This window comes from Spongiactinospora gelatinilytica (genome assembly GCF_003236385.1).
Taxonomy (GTDB): Bacteria; Actinomycetota; Actinomycetes; order Streptosporangiales; family Streptosporangiaceae; genus Spongiactinospora; species Spongiactinospora gelatinilytica.
Genome location: NZ_POUA01000182.1, coordinates 1 through 14,476 on the forward strand (window position 1 = coordinate 1; position 14,476 = coordinate 14,476).

14 protein-coding genes and 1 pseudogene are annotated in these 14,476 nt (G+C 73.3%); 1 reads left to right on the top strand and 14 read right to left on the bottom strand.

Annotated features, from left to right (window positions below):
- Positions 1-563 (top strand): hypothetical protein (locus C1I98_RS41615; RefSeq protein WP_158558138.1); only part of this gene is annotated, 563 nt, incomplete at its 5' end.
- 46 nt (positions 564-609) lie between these two features.
- Here the strand turns inward: C1I98_RS41615 and C1I98_RS21935 are convergent.
- The 14 genes and pseudogenes from C1I98_RS21935 to C1I98_RS41620 all read right to left on the bottom strand — a co-directional run.
- Positions 610-1,359 carry a maleate cis-trans isomerase family protein gene (locus C1I98_RS21935; RefSeq protein ID WP_111169322.1) on the bottom strand — a complete coding sequence of 250 codons (750 nt, stop codon included), beginning with the start codon at positions 1,357-1,359 and terminating at the stop codon, positions 610-612.
- Positions 1,356-1,961 (bottom strand): GNAT family N-acetyltransferase, encoded by a 606-nt coding sequence (locus tag C1I98_RS21940; RefSeq protein ID WP_111169312.1) that lies wholly within the window; start codon positions 1,959-1,961, stop codon positions 1,356-1,358. Before C1I98_RS21940 ends, C1I98_RS21935 begins: the two co-directional genes overlap by 4 nt.
- Positions 1,958-2,377, bottom strand: coding sequence for a Zn-ribbon domain-containing OB-fold protein (locus C1I98_RS21945; protein ID WP_199537112.1), 420 nt, complete (start codon positions 2,375-2,377; stop codon positions 1,958-1,960). The genes C1I98_RS21940 and C1I98_RS21945 overlap by 4 nt, the downstream gene beginning before the upstream one ends.
- Positions 2,374-3,537, bottom strand: a complete 1,164-nt coding sequence (locus tag C1I98_RS21950) for an acetyl-CoA acetyltransferase (protein ID WP_111169313.1) — start codon at positions 3,535-3,537, stop codon at positions 2,374-2,376. Before C1I98_RS21950 ends, C1I98_RS21945 begins: the two co-directional genes overlap by 4 nt.
- Positions 3,534-4,766, bottom strand: coding sequence for a metal-dependent hydrolase family protein (locus C1I98_RS21955; protein ID WP_111169314.1), 1,233 nt, complete (start codon positions 4,764-4,766; stop codon positions 3,534-3,536). The genes C1I98_RS21950 and C1I98_RS21955 overlap by 4 nt, the downstream gene beginning before the upstream one ends.
- A complete protein-coding gene (locus tag C1I98_RS21960; protein WP_111169315.1) occupies positions 4,763-5,662 on the bottom strand; it encodes an SDR family NAD(P)-dependent oxidoreductase in 900 nt (299 codons plus the stop codon). Before C1I98_RS21960 ends, C1I98_RS21955 begins: the two co-directional genes overlap by 4 nt.
- Positions 5,663-5,673: 11 nt before the next feature.
- Complete coding sequence (locus C1I98_RS21965; protein ID WP_111169316.1) at positions 5,674-6,900, bottom strand: alpha/beta hydrolase; 1,227 nt, start codon at positions 6,898-6,900, stop codon at positions 5,674-5,676.
- 6 nt (positions 6,901-6,906) lie between these two features.
- Positions 6,907-7,155: a hypothetical protein gene (locus tag C1I98_RS21970; RefSeq protein WP_199537113.1), complete on the bottom strand. Its 249-nt coding sequence runs from the start codon at positions 7,153-7,155 to the stop codon at positions 6,907-6,909.
- Position 7,156: 1 nt separating this feature from the next.
- A complete protein-coding gene (locus tag C1I98_RS21975) occupies positions 7,157-7,726 on the bottom strand; it encodes a VOC family protein (protein WP_199537114.1) in 570 nt (189 codons plus the stop codon).
- Between the two features lie 22 nt (positions 7,727-7,748).
- Positions 7,749-8,486 carry a 3-hydroxyacyl-CoA dehydrogenase family protein gene (locus C1I98_RS21980; RefSeq protein ID WP_111169318.1) on the bottom strand — a complete coding sequence of 246 codons (738 nt, stop codon included), beginning with the start codon at positions 8,484-8,486 and terminating at the stop codon, positions 7,749-7,751.
- Between the two features lie 5 nt (positions 8,487-8,491).
- The gene (locus tag C1I98_RS21985; RefSeq protein WP_111169319.1) at positions 8,492-9,973 is read right to left on the bottom strand and encodes an AMP-binding protein; all 1,482 of its coding nucleotides are present in this window, start codon (positions 9,971-9,973) and stop codon (positions 8,492-8,494) included.
- A complete protein-coding gene (locus C1I98_RS21990; protein ID WP_111169320.1) occupies positions 9,966-11,624 on the bottom strand; it encodes a (2,3-dihydroxybenzoyl)adenylate synthase in 1,659 nt (552 codons plus the stop codon). Before C1I98_RS21990 ends, C1I98_RS21985 begins: the two co-directional genes overlap by 8 nt.
- Entirely contained in the window at positions 11,621-13,897 is a 2,277-nt protein-coding gene (locus C1I98_RS21995) for a hydantoinase B/oxoprolinase family protein (protein WP_199537115.1), read from the bottom strand. Before C1I98_RS21995 ends, C1I98_RS21990 begins: the two co-directional genes overlap by 4 nt.
- A gap of 14 nt (positions 13,898-13,911) precedes the next feature.
- A pseudogene (locus C1I98_RS41620) lies at positions 13,912-14,476 on the bottom strand (hypothetical protein); the annotation flags it as partial.

Here is a 14,476-nt window from a genome sequence, read left to right on the forward strand (position 1 = left end):
CACCCGCGCCCGCCGGGTCCGCTGATGCCCGCGACCTAGATCTGGCCCGCTTCGGCGGCCTCGCTCTCGCCGGGGCCGGGCTGGTCGTGATCGACCTCGACGGGGTGGCCGACGGCCTCGACTGGGACGCCTGGGCGGAACTGGCGAGGTTCATCGCGGCGCGCACCGACGCGGTGCCGGGTGTCAGGATCGCGCCCGACCCCACGCTCGCGAAGGCGGCGGCGCAGGCGGGCTTCGGCTACGTGGAGTTCAGCTCGCCGCCCTCCGACCTGAGGGCGGCGACGGACGCGGCCGGAACGGCACTGCGCGCCGTCGCGGTCCCGGCCGGGCTCGCCGTGGACCTCGAGTCCTTCCGGGCGTCGGGGGTGGACGTCATCCGGCTGGAGTCGCCCGGCCCGCCGGACCTGTCGCTGGCCGCGCTGGCCGAGGAGATCCGCGGCCGGACCGGCCTCGCGACCCTGGCAGGCGACGGCTCGGCGGGCACGGAGCGGCTCAGAACCGCCGTGGTGGCCGGTCAGGTGGACCTCGCCGAGTGCTGGCCGATCGTCCCCGCGGGGATCTGAATCATGGGAAAGGGGGCGCTTCCGCGCCCCCCTTTCCCATGATTCATCAGCCATCCGCCAGCAACCTGCCCGCGCCCGGCACCACAGGCGCGAGCCCGAGCGCCCGCAGCAGCACGTACGTCGTCGCCGTCGCCGCCGTCACCACCGGAATCCCGACCTCGTCCTCCACGCGCTGGACGACGCTCAGCGAGGGCATCTGCACGCACGCCGAGAGCACCAGAGCGTCACAGCCGGTCAGATCCAGCCGCCGATGGTGGGCCAGCAGCGCCTCCGGGTCCAGACAGCCGACCGCCAGGTTGTCGGCCACCCCCAGACTGAGCGCGTCACGCACGCTCACCCCGTGCGCCTCCAGGTAGTCGCGAACCAGCCCGGTGAGCTCCGGCAGGTACGGCGTGACCATCGCCACGTTCCGGGCGCCGAGCGCCTCCAGCCCCGCCAGCAGCGCGCCCGCGCTGGAGACCACCGGCGCCGCCCCCTGCGCGGCCTCGGCCACGGCGGCCAGCCGCCGCTCCGCCGACTCGTGGTAGCCGGTCCCGCCCGCCATGATCGCGACCAGGCAGGCGTAGACGTAGACGTCCACCCTGGCGTCGGCGAGCTCGGTGACGCAGCGGTCGCTCTCGCCGTCCATCCGGCGCAGCTCCTCGGGAGTCACGTGGCGCATCCGCATCCGGCTGCCGTGCACGGTGAACGTCTCCCCCGGGAAGCGCTCCCGCCTGCGCCGCAGCAGCTCCGGGATCTCCGCTTCCATGGTGATGTTGGAGCTGGGCACCACGAGGCCCACGCGGTGGGCGCTCACCCCGCGGCACCCGGCGGGCGGCGCAGGAACCACAGGTGGGGTCCGCCGTCCGGCAGTTCGTTCTCGGCCACCACCTCGAAGCCCGCCCGCCGGTAGAACCGAACGTTGGCCTCTGACGCGGTCTCGGTGAAGGCGGGGACGCCGTCGAGGTCGCAGCGGCGCAGCGCGGGCGCCAGGACGCTCGCGCCGAGCCCCCTGTTCTGCCAGTCGGGGTGGGTGGCCATCGAGGCCAGGTACCAGTGCGGCTCCGTGGGCCGGTACTGGTCGGTGATCTCGCCCGCCGCGGCGGCGAACGGCAGCCTGTCGCCCATCAGTTCGGCGATCGCGGCGCCGTGCCGCTCCTGGAAGGCCTCATCCGGGCCTGTAACGCCGGGCGGCAGCCAGGAGGCGACGGCGGCGCAGTCGCCGGTCACCCACACGCCGCCGTGACCGGCCGCGAACTCGGCCACGAAGAGGGAGTAGAGGCGGCGCAACCGGTCGAACCTGCCCTCGGCCTGAACGGTCCACACGGTGTAGGCGTAGTCGTCGAAGGCCCTGGCCATGGTGACGGCGAGCTGGGCAGCGTCGCCCGGGCGTACGGGACGGACGGTGGGCAGGCTCATGCGGATCTCTTGAATACGGGGAGCGGCGGGGCCTCGGCGCGCGCCCGCCACAAGACTTCGACCGGGTCGCCGATCTCACAGCCGGCGCCGGGGTCGCCGTCGCCGTCCACGATGAGGGTGGTCAGCCTCGGCCCCTCGTCCAGGGCGACGACTGCCACAGTGTATGGCGGCACGAGGTCCTCTCGCACCTTGACGTGCACCTCTGTGCGGGAGTAGACGACGCCGGTGCCGGCCGCCGCCTCCCACTTCAGCGTGTCGTGGTCGCAGGCGAGGCAGAACGGCCTGGGGTAGAACTGGTGGGCTCCGCAGCGGGCACAGCGCTGCAGGAGCAGCCGCCCTTCCCGCGCGCCGGCCCAGAAAGGCGCGGTGATCGCGTCGCCGTGGCTCATGGACTCCTCCGGTCGGCTGGTGGTCATCGGGCGAGCACCACCGTCGCGGCGGTGGAGTTGAAGCCGCCCACCCCGTGGGCGACGGCGATCCGCGCGTCCGGCACCTGCCGCTCCCCGGCCTCACCGCGCAACTGCCGTACGGCCTCGACCAGCAGCAGCGCGCCGAGGGCGCCCGGATGGTTGTACGACAGCCCGCCGCCCGACGTCATCGCGGGCAGCGCGCCGCCGGGAGCGAGACGGCCGCCGGAGACGAACGGGCCGCCCTCCCCCTTGCCGCAGAAGCCCAGGTCCTCCAGCGCCAGCAGCACGGTGATGGTGAAGGAGTCGTACGGCTGGAGCACGTCCACGTCGGCGGCGGTGATGCCGGCCATGGCGAAGGCCTCCCCGCCGGACACCGCTCCCGCCGTGACGGTCAGGTCCGGCATGCTGGCAAGGTGCCAGTGGGTGTGGCTCTCACCCGCGCCGATCACCCGTACCGACGGTTTGGCCGCGTCGCGGGCGCGTTCGGCCGTGGTGACCACGATGGCGCCGCCGCCGTCGGTGACCAGGCAGCAGTCGCTCCGCCGGAGCGGGGTGGAGATCATGCGGCTGGCCAGCGCCTGTTCCACGTTGAGCGGGTCGCGCGACCACGCCTTCGGGTTCAGCCGCGCCCACGCCCTGGCGGCGACCGCCACTTCGGCGAGCTGCTCGGGGGTCGTGCCGTAGGCGTGCATGTGCCTGGCCGCCATCATGGCGTAGTGGCCGATCGGCGCGGGCAGGCCGTACGGCGACTGGAACTGGGCGGCCAGGCTGTCGGCGTCGACGGGGCTGCCCGCCATGTTGCGAAAACGGCGGGTGCGCTGGCGGGAGGCGTAGCCGATCAGGGCGACCTCGCAGCGGCCTTCGGCGACGGCGAGCATCGCGTGGTGCACGAACGCCTCGAACGCGGCGCCGCCGAGGTCGGTGGAGTCGGCGTAGCGGGGCGCGGTGATGCCGAGGTACTCGGCGACCTGGACGCTGCCCTCCTCCCCCATGTAGTTGACGAACACGCCGTCGACGTCGCGCAGGGTCAGCCCCGCCTCGCCGAGCGCCTCCCTGGCCGCGGCGGCGAACATGGACAACTCGGTCTGATCCCGTACCTCGCCAAGGGCGGTTTCAGCGACGCCGGCGATGTGCACGGCCCGCTTGTCCCAGACATTCCGGGTCATGCGCTCCTTCTTTCTTCGCTGGTGGACAGGCCCGCGGCGAACCGGCCGTCTTTGACGACCAGGAGGATCCGCTCGCGCAGCCCGGTGAGGTCGGTCGCCGCGCCGCGCACGGCGACCAGGTCGGCGCGCCTGCCGGGAGCGATGGTGCCCAGGTCGTCGGCGAGGCCGAGCAGCGCGGCGGCGGCGCCGGTGGCGGTGTGCAGCGCCTGGAGGGGGCTCATGCCGCCGGCGCGCATCAACTCCAGTTCCTCCAGGTTGCGGCCGTGCGGGTAGCCGATCGCGTCGGTACCCATGGCGACGGGCACGCCCGCGGCCACGGCCCTGCGGAAGGAGTCGTCGTGCGCCTCCATGATCTCGGCGACCTTCGCGCGCGACCGCTCGCTGAACGCCGCTCCCGACGCCGCGGCGTCCAAAACGCTGCGGGGAGCGAGCAGGGTCGGCACCAGGACGGTTCCCCGCTCGCGCATGAGCGCGATCAGGTCGTCGTCCAGGTAGACGCCGTGCTCGATCGACCGGGCACCGGCCGTGATCGCGTTGCGGATGCCAGGCCCGGCCTGGGCATGCGCCATGACGCCGAGTCCCGCCGCAGCCGCCTCGGCGACGGCGGTCCGGAGCTCGTCGGGGGTGAACTGGGCGCGGCGCGGATCGGTTCCCGGCGACATCACCCCGCCGGACGCGGCCACCTTGATCCAGTCGGCGCCGGCCCGGACCAGCTCCCGCACCCTGCGGCGCATCTCGTCCACCCCGTCCACGACGGGCGGCGGCACGCCGGGAGTGGCAGGCAGCGCCGGCGTGCAGGCGCCCGACGGGAGCCAGGGGTCGGCGTGGCCGCCGGTCTGGCTGAGCATGGTGATCGCGATCCGCAGCCGGGGGCCGCGCACCACGCCGCCGTCCACGGCCGCCTTGACCCCGAGGTCGGCGCCGCCCGCGTCTCGGACGGTGGTGAGGCCCGCGTCCAGCAGCGCGCCGAGGTTGCGGGCGGTCTGGAAGTAGCGCAGCGAGTACGGCGCGGCCAGCCGCTTCAGCGTGTCGATGCCGTCGACGGTGACGTGGACGTGGCAGTCGATGAGGCCGGGCAGCAGGGTGGCGCCCGTCAGGTCCACGGCGGCATCGCCGTCCAGCCCCGGGCCGACGTCCAGGATGCGGCCGTTCTCGACGACCACGTCCGCCGTGGCGGGCGGGGCGCCGGTCCCGTCGAAGACGTCCGCGCCGGTGTAGAGGGTCCTCACGCGGCACCGCCGAGGAAGTCTCCGAGCGCCGGCGGGACGCGCAGCCGTGGGGCCAGCCGCTCGTCCAACTCGTCCATGGTCCAGCGGCCCCGGCCGCTGAGCCGCGCGCTCACCCTGGGCATGTCCACGACCAGGATCTCCTCGCCCGAGCAGTGGAAGACCTGGCCGTCGGCCGGGCAGTCCGCGCGGGCGAGCCAGGCCACCAGGGGGGACACGTTCGCTGGGTCGGCGGCGTCGAACCCGGCCGCGGGCGGCTGGTCGCCGTCGATTCCGGCGGTGATGCGGGTGCGCGCGCCCGGCGAGACCGCGTTGGAGCGCACGCCGTACCCGCCACCTTCGAGTGAGACGCAGCGGGACAGGGCCAGCAGCGCCATCTTCGCCGCGCCGTAGTTGGCCTGGCCGACGTTGCCGGCGAAGGCGGCGACGGACGTGGTGTGCACCACCGAGGCGGCGACGGGGTTGCCCTCCTTGGCCCGGCGGCGCCAGTGCGCGAGGGCGTGCGCGGTGGGCGCGGCGTGGCCCTTGAGGTGGACGCGGACGACCGCGTCCCACTCCGCCTCGCTCATCCTGGCCAGCGTCCGGTCGCGCAGGATTCCCGCGTTGTTGACCAGGACGTGCAGGTCGCCGAAGGTGGTGACGGCGAGGTCGACGAGCTCGGCCGCCTGTGCCCAGTCGGCGGCGTCGTGGCCGCTGGCGACGGCATGCCCGCCCGCGCGGCGGATCTCGTTCACGACCTGCCGGGCGGGGGCCGCGTCGTGGCCGGCGCCGTGCACGTCGCCGCCCAGGTCGTTGACGACGACGGCGGCGCCGAGCTCGGCCAGCAGCAGGGCGTGCGCCCGGCCGAGCCCCCGGCCCGCTCCGGTGACGATCGCGACGCGACCGGACAGTGGTGGCACTGGAAGTCCTCTCATGTGAGCCGGTCGCGCAGCCAGGCGGCGACGGCGGTCCTGGCACGGGCGGGCACCTCGGGGCCGTCGCCGTCCAGGGCACGGCCGAAGTGGTCGCCGCGCACCCGCAGGTGGGCCTTGTCGGTGGAGCCGAGCGCGTCGTAGACGGCGCGGATCTGGGCGGGGAACACGCAGTTGTCGCCGGTGTACTCCACCAGCAGGCACGGCAGGGTCATCTCCGGCGCGGTGGCGGCCATCGCGGCGTTGCTGCTCAGCCCGGACCAGGTGGACAGCCACGCCTCGGGCGTGGTCATCCTGCCGAAGCCGATCAGGCCGTAGTTGACCACGTGCGGTCTGGGCCCGAAGACCGAGCCGTAGCGCCGGTCGGAGGGGTCGAGGGACAGGTCGACGGTGCGCGGGTCGGCGTCGGTCCGGTGGACGGTGACGACCGGCATGTGCGTGGCCGCCCGCAGGTCGGCGTCCGCGCCCGACCGCTTGTACCGGGTACGGGCGGCCAGCCGCCGGTCGATGAGCGCCCGCGCGGCAGCGTCGATCCTGGCCACCCTGGCCCGCTGGGCGGCGCGGTACCGCTGGACGAACTCGGGCGTGTACGCGGAGCTCGCCGGTGGGGCGGCGAATCCGTTGGCCGGGTCGAAGAGGTCGAGCGCGGGGTCGGCGGACAGCGGGTCGGTCTCGTCGGTCACCGAGGGGTCGATGCACTCCAGGAGCAGTGCCCCCTGCCCGGGGTGCGGGGCCAGGTAGGCCACGGCGTCGAGGGGCGGGAGGTCGGCCTCGGGCAGGCCCGAGGGGCGGCCACCGGGGGTGCGGGCGATCCTGGAGGCCGGGTCTCGCAGGGACTGCTGGACGTAGAAGGTGTACAGGCTCGCGCCGCCGGAGTTGCCGAGCGCGCCGACTCCGCCGAATCCCCGCTTCCGCAGGAACGTCAGGCCCGCGGCGATGTCGAGCAGCGCGCTCTCGTGGACCAGGCGCAGGTCGCCGCCGCCGCCCCTGCCGGTCTGCGCCCAGACGGCGAGACCGGCGTCGAGCAGGTCGGGGATGAGGTAGTGGCGCGAGGCGTCGGCCCGCGGGTGCATGACCGCGACCACGGCGGTGGCGGCCCTGGGCGTGTACAGCCAGCCCCGGGTGGCCGCGCCGTCGCCGGTGGGCAGCAGGTGGGAGGAGACCTCGACGCCGGGGGGCAGGTCCCGCGGGTACCAGTCGCCGTTGAACTCGGCGGGGGTGCGCACGCGGGTTCACCTCCCGTCGGGGACGACTCTGATCAGGTCCCCGTCGAAGCGTTCCAGCGCGCCGGCGTAGCCGCCGCTCAGGGCGCTGAACCAGACGGCGTCCACCAGGTCGGTGTCGGCGCGCCGTACGCTGATGGGGCCCGGGGAGCTCACCCTGAAGTAGCCGGAGCGGCGGGTGAGCGAGAGGTCCTCGCCGGTCGCCGCCTCGGCCACGGGCGCGAACTCGGGCACGTCCAGCACGTAGATGGCGGTCATGTCAGTCCTCCTCGGGGTCGTTGGCGAGTTCCTTCTCGACGAGTTCGGCCTTGCGCTGCCAGAAGGTCTCCAGGGTGGGGTCGTCCTCCTCAAGCGTGTCGAGGAGGGCCGCCAGGGAGAGTTCGGCGTCGAACTCGTCCCGTTCGGACAGCTCCCGCAGCGGCCTGGTGATCTCGAGGACCATCCCGTTGGGGTCGCGTACGTAGATCGACTCGATGGTCTCGTGGACGATCTGGGCGATGACCCGCACACCGAGCCGTTCGAAGCGCGCGCGCCAGGCCAGCAGTTCCTCCTGGGTCTCCACGTGCAGGGCCAGGTGGTAGGTGGGACGTGCGGCGCCGGGGTCCTCGGGGACGCCGAAGTAGTAGAAGAAGGCGAGCCGGTCGCCGTTGCCGATGTCGAAGAAGAAGTGCACGAAGTCGGGGTGCGGCTTACCCCCCCATCCCTTCGCGGTGATCACGTGCGGGGTGCGCAGCCCCATGACGTCGCGGTAGAAGCGGATGGTCTCTGCGGGTCTGGCGGTCACGTACGCGGCGTGGTCGACGCCTCTGGTCCTCAGTGAGCCTGGCATCCTCATCCTCCTGTAGTCGTGGTCAGCCGAGCGCGGCGGCGCCTCGCATCTCGAACGGCCCCATGGGCCAGCGGAGCGCGTCCCGCATGATCGCGTCGACCTGCTCGGGGGTCGCCACCCCTTCGGCGACGATCTGGTCCGCCTCGCGGCGGACCGCCGCGTTGATCCGGTTGGCGACGAAACCCCAGGCGAGCGGCTGGTCATGGACGGCCACGGGGCGACGGCCGCAGGACTCGGCCACGGCCGTGACGGCGGCCAGCGCCTCCGGGTCGACCCGGTCGTGTACGACCAGTTCGGCGCAGCGCATGACGGCGCACGGCTGGAACCAGTGCCAGCCGAACACCAGGGCAGGCCGGTCGGTCGCGTAGGCCAGGGCCGACACCGGCAGCCCCGCGGTGTTCGACAGCAGCACCGCGCCCGGCGGGCTCACCTCGTCCAGCCGCCGGAAGACCCGCACCTTGAGTCCCATGTCCTCCGGCACCGCCTCCTGGACCAGGTCCACGCCGTCGCAGGCGGCGGCCAGGTCGGTGGTGTAGGAGAGGCGGTCCGCGGCGGCCTGGGACTCCTGTTCGGTGAGCTTGCCCTTGGCGACCGAGGCGCGCAGGCCGAAGCGCCCGTCCACGATCCGCTCGCGGGCGGCGGCCAGCCTGCGGTCGTCCAGGTCGTGGATCCGCACGGTGTGCCCGTGTACGGCGAGCACCTGCGCGATCTGGGCGCCCATCACGCCGCCTCCGGTGACCGCGATCGTCTTGGGGTTCATGTCACTCACTCCTCCTGGGGGACGAGCCCACGTCGGCGCAGCTTTCCGGCGGCGTCGCGGGGCAGCGGGTCGCGGAACTCGACGCTGCGCGGGACCTTCTCCGACGACAGGCGGGCCCGGCAGAAGTCCACGAGTTCGGCCTCGGTGACGCGGTGGCCGGCGGTCGGCTGCACGACGGCGTGGACGCGCCGGCCGTACTCCGCGTCGGGCAGGCCGACCACCGCGGCGTCGGCGACTGCGGGGTGCTCGGACAGGACGGCTTCGACCTCGGCCGGATAGACGTTGACCCCGCCGTTGTTGATCATGTCAGAGCGGCGGTCGGCGAGGTACAGGTAGCCCTCCTCGTCCAGGCGGCCGAAGTCGCCGACGCTGGTGTAGCCGTCAGGGGTGGTGTCGGCGGGCGGGGCGCCGAGGTACTCGTAGGTCGGTCCGGTGGCGTCGAGCGAGCGGGTGAAGATCTCCCCCACCTCGCCGGTAGGCAGGTCGCGGCCGTCCTCGCCGAGGATTCTGATGTGGGTGCGCTCGCCCCGGCCGACGCTCCCGGGATGAGCCAGCCACTCGGCCCCTGTGATGAAGGTGTTGCCGACCGCTTCGGAGGCGCCGAAGCGTTCGATGACGCGTTCCGGGCCGAGGCGGTCGATCCAGGCGCGCTTCAGCCAGGCGGGGCAGGGTGCGGCGGTGTGGAACAGGGTCTCGATGCTCGACAGGTCCCGGTCCGGGAGGCCGGGCAGGCGCATGACGCGGTGCATCATCACCGGCGCCATGAAGAGGAACTGCACCCGGTGCCGCTCGATGAGGTCGACGGCGTGCGCGGCGTCGAACCGGTCGGTGAGCACCAAGTGGTGCTCCTCGCAGAGCCCGAAATGCGCCCAGCAGAACGGCGCGTTGTGGAAGAGCGCTCCGGCGACCAGTTGGGTCTGCCCGGCGCGCAGCCCCTGGACGGAGCCGATGCCGAGCGCCTTGCCCGGGCTGTGCGCCCAGCGGCGGGGGTCCACGATGACTTTGGCGCCGCCGGTCGATCCGCCGGAGGCCACGGCCTTCCCCGGATGTGGCACGACCGGCGGCAGCGGTCCGGCGTCCAGGGCCGACCCGGCTTCGAGGTCGGCCGGGCCGAGCCGTACGGCGGGCGGAGGGACCTCCCAGTCCGCGGCCACCACCACCGCCGGGTCCACCAGGCCGATCAGATCGGCGCGTTCCCGGGGTGACAGGGAGTGCTTGAGCGGGACCGCCATCGCGCCGAGCTTCCAGGCGCCGATGGCGGCGAGCAGGTGCGCGGGCCCGTTGGGCAGTGCCACGATCACCGCCCGGCCCGGGCCCGCGCCGTGAGCGGCCAGCAGCCTGGCCGTCTGGTTCGCCCGGGCCTCCAGCTCCGCCCAGCTCAGCACCGTCTCCTCGCCGTGCACCGGGGCGAAGGTGACGGCGGGCCTGCCGGGGATCCTGGCGGCGATCTCGGTGATGCGGGTGCCGAAGCCGACCGGCTCATCCATGGCCTTGCTCCCTGCTCACGAGCGCGTTGATGCGGTCGCGCAGGTCGCGCTTGGACACCTTGCCGACCTTGGTCCGCGGCAACTCGTCCACGATCTCCACCCGCTCGGGCAGCTTGAACTTGGCCAGCCCCAGTCCGAGCAGGAAGTCCGCCAGCTCGGCGACGGTCGGAACATGGTCCTTGACCGGGCGGACGAAGGCGCAGACACGCTCGCCGAGCAGCCGGTCCGGCATGCCGACCACGGCGACCTCGGCGATACCGGGATGCCCGGCCAGCAGGCCCTCCAGCTCGTCGGCGTGGATCTTCTCACCGCCACGGCTGATGTTGTCGGTGATGCGCCCTTCGTGGGAGTAGTAGGTGACGCCCTCGACGAGGTGGGCGCGGGCCAGGTCACCGGTCCGGTAGAAGCCGTCGCTCGTGAAGGCCGTCAGGTTGCGCTCGGGCGCCCGGTAGTAGCCGTGGATCGTGTACGGCCCGCGCGCCACGAGCTCGCCGATCTCGCCGGGCGCGACCTCCTCCTCGGTGCCCGGGTTCAGCAGCCGCACCTCGTCCAGCGGCGAGAGGGGCGCGCCGCAGGTGGCCTTGCGGGCCTGTTCCGGGGCGTCGTCGGGCGCGGTGAGGAAGATGCCCTCGCCCGCGCCGAACAGCGGCACCACCCGGCAGCCGAGCAGTTTCTCGGCCTGGTCGCAGGCGCTGGGGATGGACGGGGCGAAGAACACCCGGCGCAGCGACGAGAAGTCGAAGCGGCCGAGTCGCGGGTGCTCGGCAAGGCGGGTCAGCAGGCCCACGCCCATCATCGTGTCGGTGACGCGCTCGCGGGCGACGGCCTCGGCAATCGCCTCAGCGTCGATCCGCGGGACGAGCACGACGGTGGCGCCGGTCAGGTGCGCCGACTGCACGGTCACGACGATGCCCGCGTTGTGCATCATCGGGCCGGCGTGCAGGACCACGGTTTCCGGGCCCCAGTTCCAGTGCTCGGCCCAGGCGCGGGCGTTGTAGGCGTACTCGCAGTGCAGTCTCGGGATCACCTTCGGGTCGCCGGTCGTACCGCCGGACAGCTGAAAGACCGCGACGGAGGCGGGATCGACCGGCCAGGTGCCGACCTCTTCGGCGGCAGCGTCGGCGTCCACGCCGGCGACGAGGTCGGCGTAGGCGTGCTGCCCATCCCGCGCGGGCCCGCCGAAAACCACGACGGCCGTTACGCTCTCGTGTTCGGCCGCCATGGCGGCGGCGAAGCCGGGCAGGTCGTAGTCGCGGAAGTCGGCCTCCACCAGGTGCGCGCGGGCGCCGGTGTGCCGGATCAGGTAGCCGATCTCGCGGGCCCGGTGCTGGGCGAGGGAACAGATCGGCACCAGCCCGGCGCGGAGCACGCCGTAGTAGGCCACCACGGTGTGCGCCTCGTTGGCCAGTTGGAAGACGACGGGGTCGCCGGGCGCGAGGCCGAGGCGCCGCAGCGCCACCGCGAGCCGGTCGGCGCGCCTGTCGAGCTCGCGGTAGGTCACCCGCTCGGTCGCGGTGACCACGGCGAGCGTGTCCGGCCACCGTCGGGCGGCCAGTCGCAGCTCGCCGGGGATGGTGTGCGGGCGCCAGGCCCCCGCCTCCCGGTAGGCGCGGGCGAGGTGGTCGGGATAGGGAACGACGTCGGCGGTCATGCGATCTCCGTGGCGGGTGCGCGGTCGAGGATGATCGGCCGCCTGGCGGGGACGACCTGGGTGAGCAGCGCGGTGTAGCAGCCAGGGCAGTAGAACTGGCGGAACTCGATGGGTTCGTCGACATAGTCGTGCGGGCTCGGCCAGCTCGCGGGCCCCGCCTCGGCGGTCGCCCCGGTACGGCGCGGCAGCCCCGCCAGGTAGTTTTCCCCCCAGCGTCCGAGGGCGTGGTCGCAGTGGGCGCAGACGACCACGCTGCCGCCGTCCTCCCCCGGCGCGAGCCGCAGGTTGTCGTCCAAGGGGAGGCGCTCGCCGCCGGTAGCCCTCACCGGTGTCGGCTCGGGCGGCACGGTGGCGTGCTCGCGGCGGCGTTCCCTGATCAGGTGGCGGAGGCTGTCGGTGATGCCCGGGGCGACGCCGTACAGGGTGCGGGCGGCCTCGTCGGACACCTTCCCCTCGGCGACGTCCCTGGCGACCGCGGCCGGGTCGCGCAGCAGCGGGTCGCCGTAGCCGCCGCCCGCCGCCCAGCGCAGGACGATGACGCCGTCCGGCTCCACCCGCACCTCGTCGTGCGCCTGGACCAGACGGTGCTCGCCGCCCAGCTCGCCGACCGTGGCGGGGATCCACCCCGCGGCCAGTGCGGCGCGCGCCCCGGAGGCGTGCACGACCAGGTCGGTCTGGGTGCCGCCGGGGTAGCCTCCGGCCAGGCCCGGGCTCATCGAGGCCGCTTTGCCGGAACCGGTGAACATGGCCGTCATCGAGCCGCGCGTGCCGTGCGGGATCACGCAGACGGAGCCGCTGAGGCCGCCCCGCTGCCGCCCCGCGCCGCCGGTGTCGGGCTCCTCGCGCCGCCACAGGTACAGCAGCGGCTGGGTGAGCTCGGTCATCTCCACGTCCGGCGCGCGGCCCATCGGGATGACGAACAGGCCCGCCGTATCGACGCCGTCGGCGTGCGGCTGCGCGCCGAACCCCGAGGCCATGGTGTCCGCCAGGCCGCCGAGGAACGGCCGGCCCTCGGCGTCCACGCCGGACAGCAGGCATCCATCGTAGGTGCCCGCGCAGACGGACTGGACCCTCGACCTGGATTCGGCCGTGGTGTCGAGCATCTTGCCCAGGCATTCGGCGACCAGGTTGGCGGTGGCCCAGGCGGGGCCGACGGGAGCTTTGGAGACGGCGGCGGGGAAGGCGGCGTTGTTGATCGTGCCTTCCTCGCTGATCAGGTCGAAACAGCGCATCAGGCCGCCCGCCGCCCAGGGGATGTCACCGGCCAGGATGGGGAGCACGGCGAACATGACCCCGGCGCGCATCCCCGCGTACGGGCAGTTGATCATTCCGTGCTGGGGGTCGGTGCCGGTGAAGTCGAAGGTCAGGTGGTCGCCGACCTTGGTCATCCGCAGCTCGATCGTGTACAGGCCGCGGTCGCCGAGCAGGGCCTGCTCCTGCGTGCCGACGGCATGCCAGGTGCCGTCGGGCAGTGCCGTGAGCTTGGCCCGGAGCCGCCGTTCGGCGTCGTCCATCATCCGTTTCATCACGGCCTTGACCAGGTCGGCGCCGTATCGGCCGATCAGGCCGAGCATGCGCTCGGTGGCCAGCCGGTTCGCGCCGATCTTGGCCCGGAGGTCGAGGCCGACCATCTCCGGCACCCGGGACCTGCGCAGGTAGGCGTCCACGACGTCGTCCTGGATCACGCCGCCCCGCACGATCTTGATGGGTGGGGTGGGCACCGCCTCGGCGAACACATCGGTCGCGGTCGGCGAGAACGAGCCAGGCGCGACCCCGCCCAGGTCGGCGACGTGGCAGATGGCCGTGGACCAGCCGAACAGCAGCCCGTCGTGGAAGATCGGGGCGAGCACGGCGACGTCGTTCTGGTGCAGGCCGCCGCCGACCCACGGGTCGTTGCAGAGGAACATGTCGCCCTCGGCGATGCCGGGGTTGGCCGAGCGGTGCCGCAGCGTCCAGTAGATGGCCAGGTCCATGGCGGCGACCAGGCCGGTGTTGAAGAGGCCGACCTGGACCTCCTGGCCGAGCTCGTCGCCGATGGTGAAGTCGAAGTCGTTGACCTCGGTCACCGAGGTGGAGCCCGACATGCGCTTGAGCGTGTCGCCCATCTCGTCGGTGATGGACCAGATGCGGTGCCGGACGACCTCGTAGGTGAGTGGATCGACGGCCTCGACCGCCGCCTGGTCCACGGCGTGCAGCCGCAGGTCGGGCGAGATCGCGCGGCGCAGCTCGTCGAGCGGCGCCGGGCGGCTGGCGAACCGGTCGGAGAAGGGCACGGTGTCCTCCAGGCTCAGGGCAGGTGGATGGCGAGGTTGCCGAACCGGTCGATCCGGCCTTCGGCTCCGGCGGGCACCGCCACGGTGGTGGTGGGCACCTCGACGATGGCCGGGCCGGTGATGACGTGGCCGGGACCGAGCGCGAGGTAGTCGTAGACGTCGGTGTCCTCCCAGCCTCTGGTCAGGTCGAGGAAGACGCGGCGGCGGCCCTTGCGGGCGTCCTCGGCGCTGCCGGCCGGCTTGGGGAGTTCAGGGAGCACGGGCTCCACCGGCAGGGTGCCGACGCCGTGCACGCGGTAGGTGACCAGGTGGATGCCCGCCTCCCGGTAGCCGGTGCCGGGACCGAACCTGCGGACGTACTCCGTCTCGAACGCGTCGCCGATGGCGGCCACGGACGCCTCGTCAAAGAGGCCGTCCGGCACCGGGGTGAGCACCTCGGCCAGTTGCGGGCCGTAGCGGGCGTCGACCTCCCTGCGCAGGACGACGGAGGTGAAGTCCAGTCCCTGACTTTCCAGGGCGGCTCGTACGCGGGCGGCGAGGGTGTCGAAGTTGGCCTGGACGCGGGCGGGGTCGACGGGC

Bases quoted from the DNA above. Each gene is read 5' to 3' on its own strand.
- C1I98_RS21940 (WP_111169312.1), bottom strand. From the start codon at position 1,961: ATGAGCCTGCCCACCGTCCGTCCCGTACGCCCGGGCGACGCTGCCCAG.
- C1I98_RS21945 (WP_199537112.1), bottom strand. From the start codon at position 2,377: ATGACCACCAGCCGACCGGAGGAGTCCATGAGCCACGGCGACGCGATC.
- C1I98_RS21950 (WP_111169313.1), bottom strand. From the start codon at position 3,537: ATGACCCGGAATGTCTGGGACAAGCGGGCCGTGCACATCGCCGGCGTC.
- C1I98_RS21970 (WP_199537113.1), bottom strand. From the start codon at position 7,155: ATGACCGCCATCTACGTGCTGGACGTGCCCGAGTTCGCGCCCGTGGCC.
- C1I98_RS21975 (WP_199537114.1), bottom strand. From the start codon at position 7,726: ATGCCAGGCTCACTGAGGACCAGAGGCGTCGACCACGCCGCGTACGTG.
- C1I98_RS21980 (WP_111169318.1), bottom strand. From the start codon at position 8,486: ATGAACCCCAAGACGATCGCGGTCACCGGAGGCGGCGTGATGGGCGCC.
- C1I98_RS21985 (WP_111169319.1), bottom strand. From the start codon at position 9,973: ATGGATGAGCCGGTCGGCTTCGGCACCCGCATCACCGAGATCGCCGCC.
- C1I98_RS21990 (WP_111169320.1), bottom strand. From the start codon at position 11,624: ATGACCGCCGACGTCGTTCCCTATCCCGACCACCTCGCCCGCGCCTAC.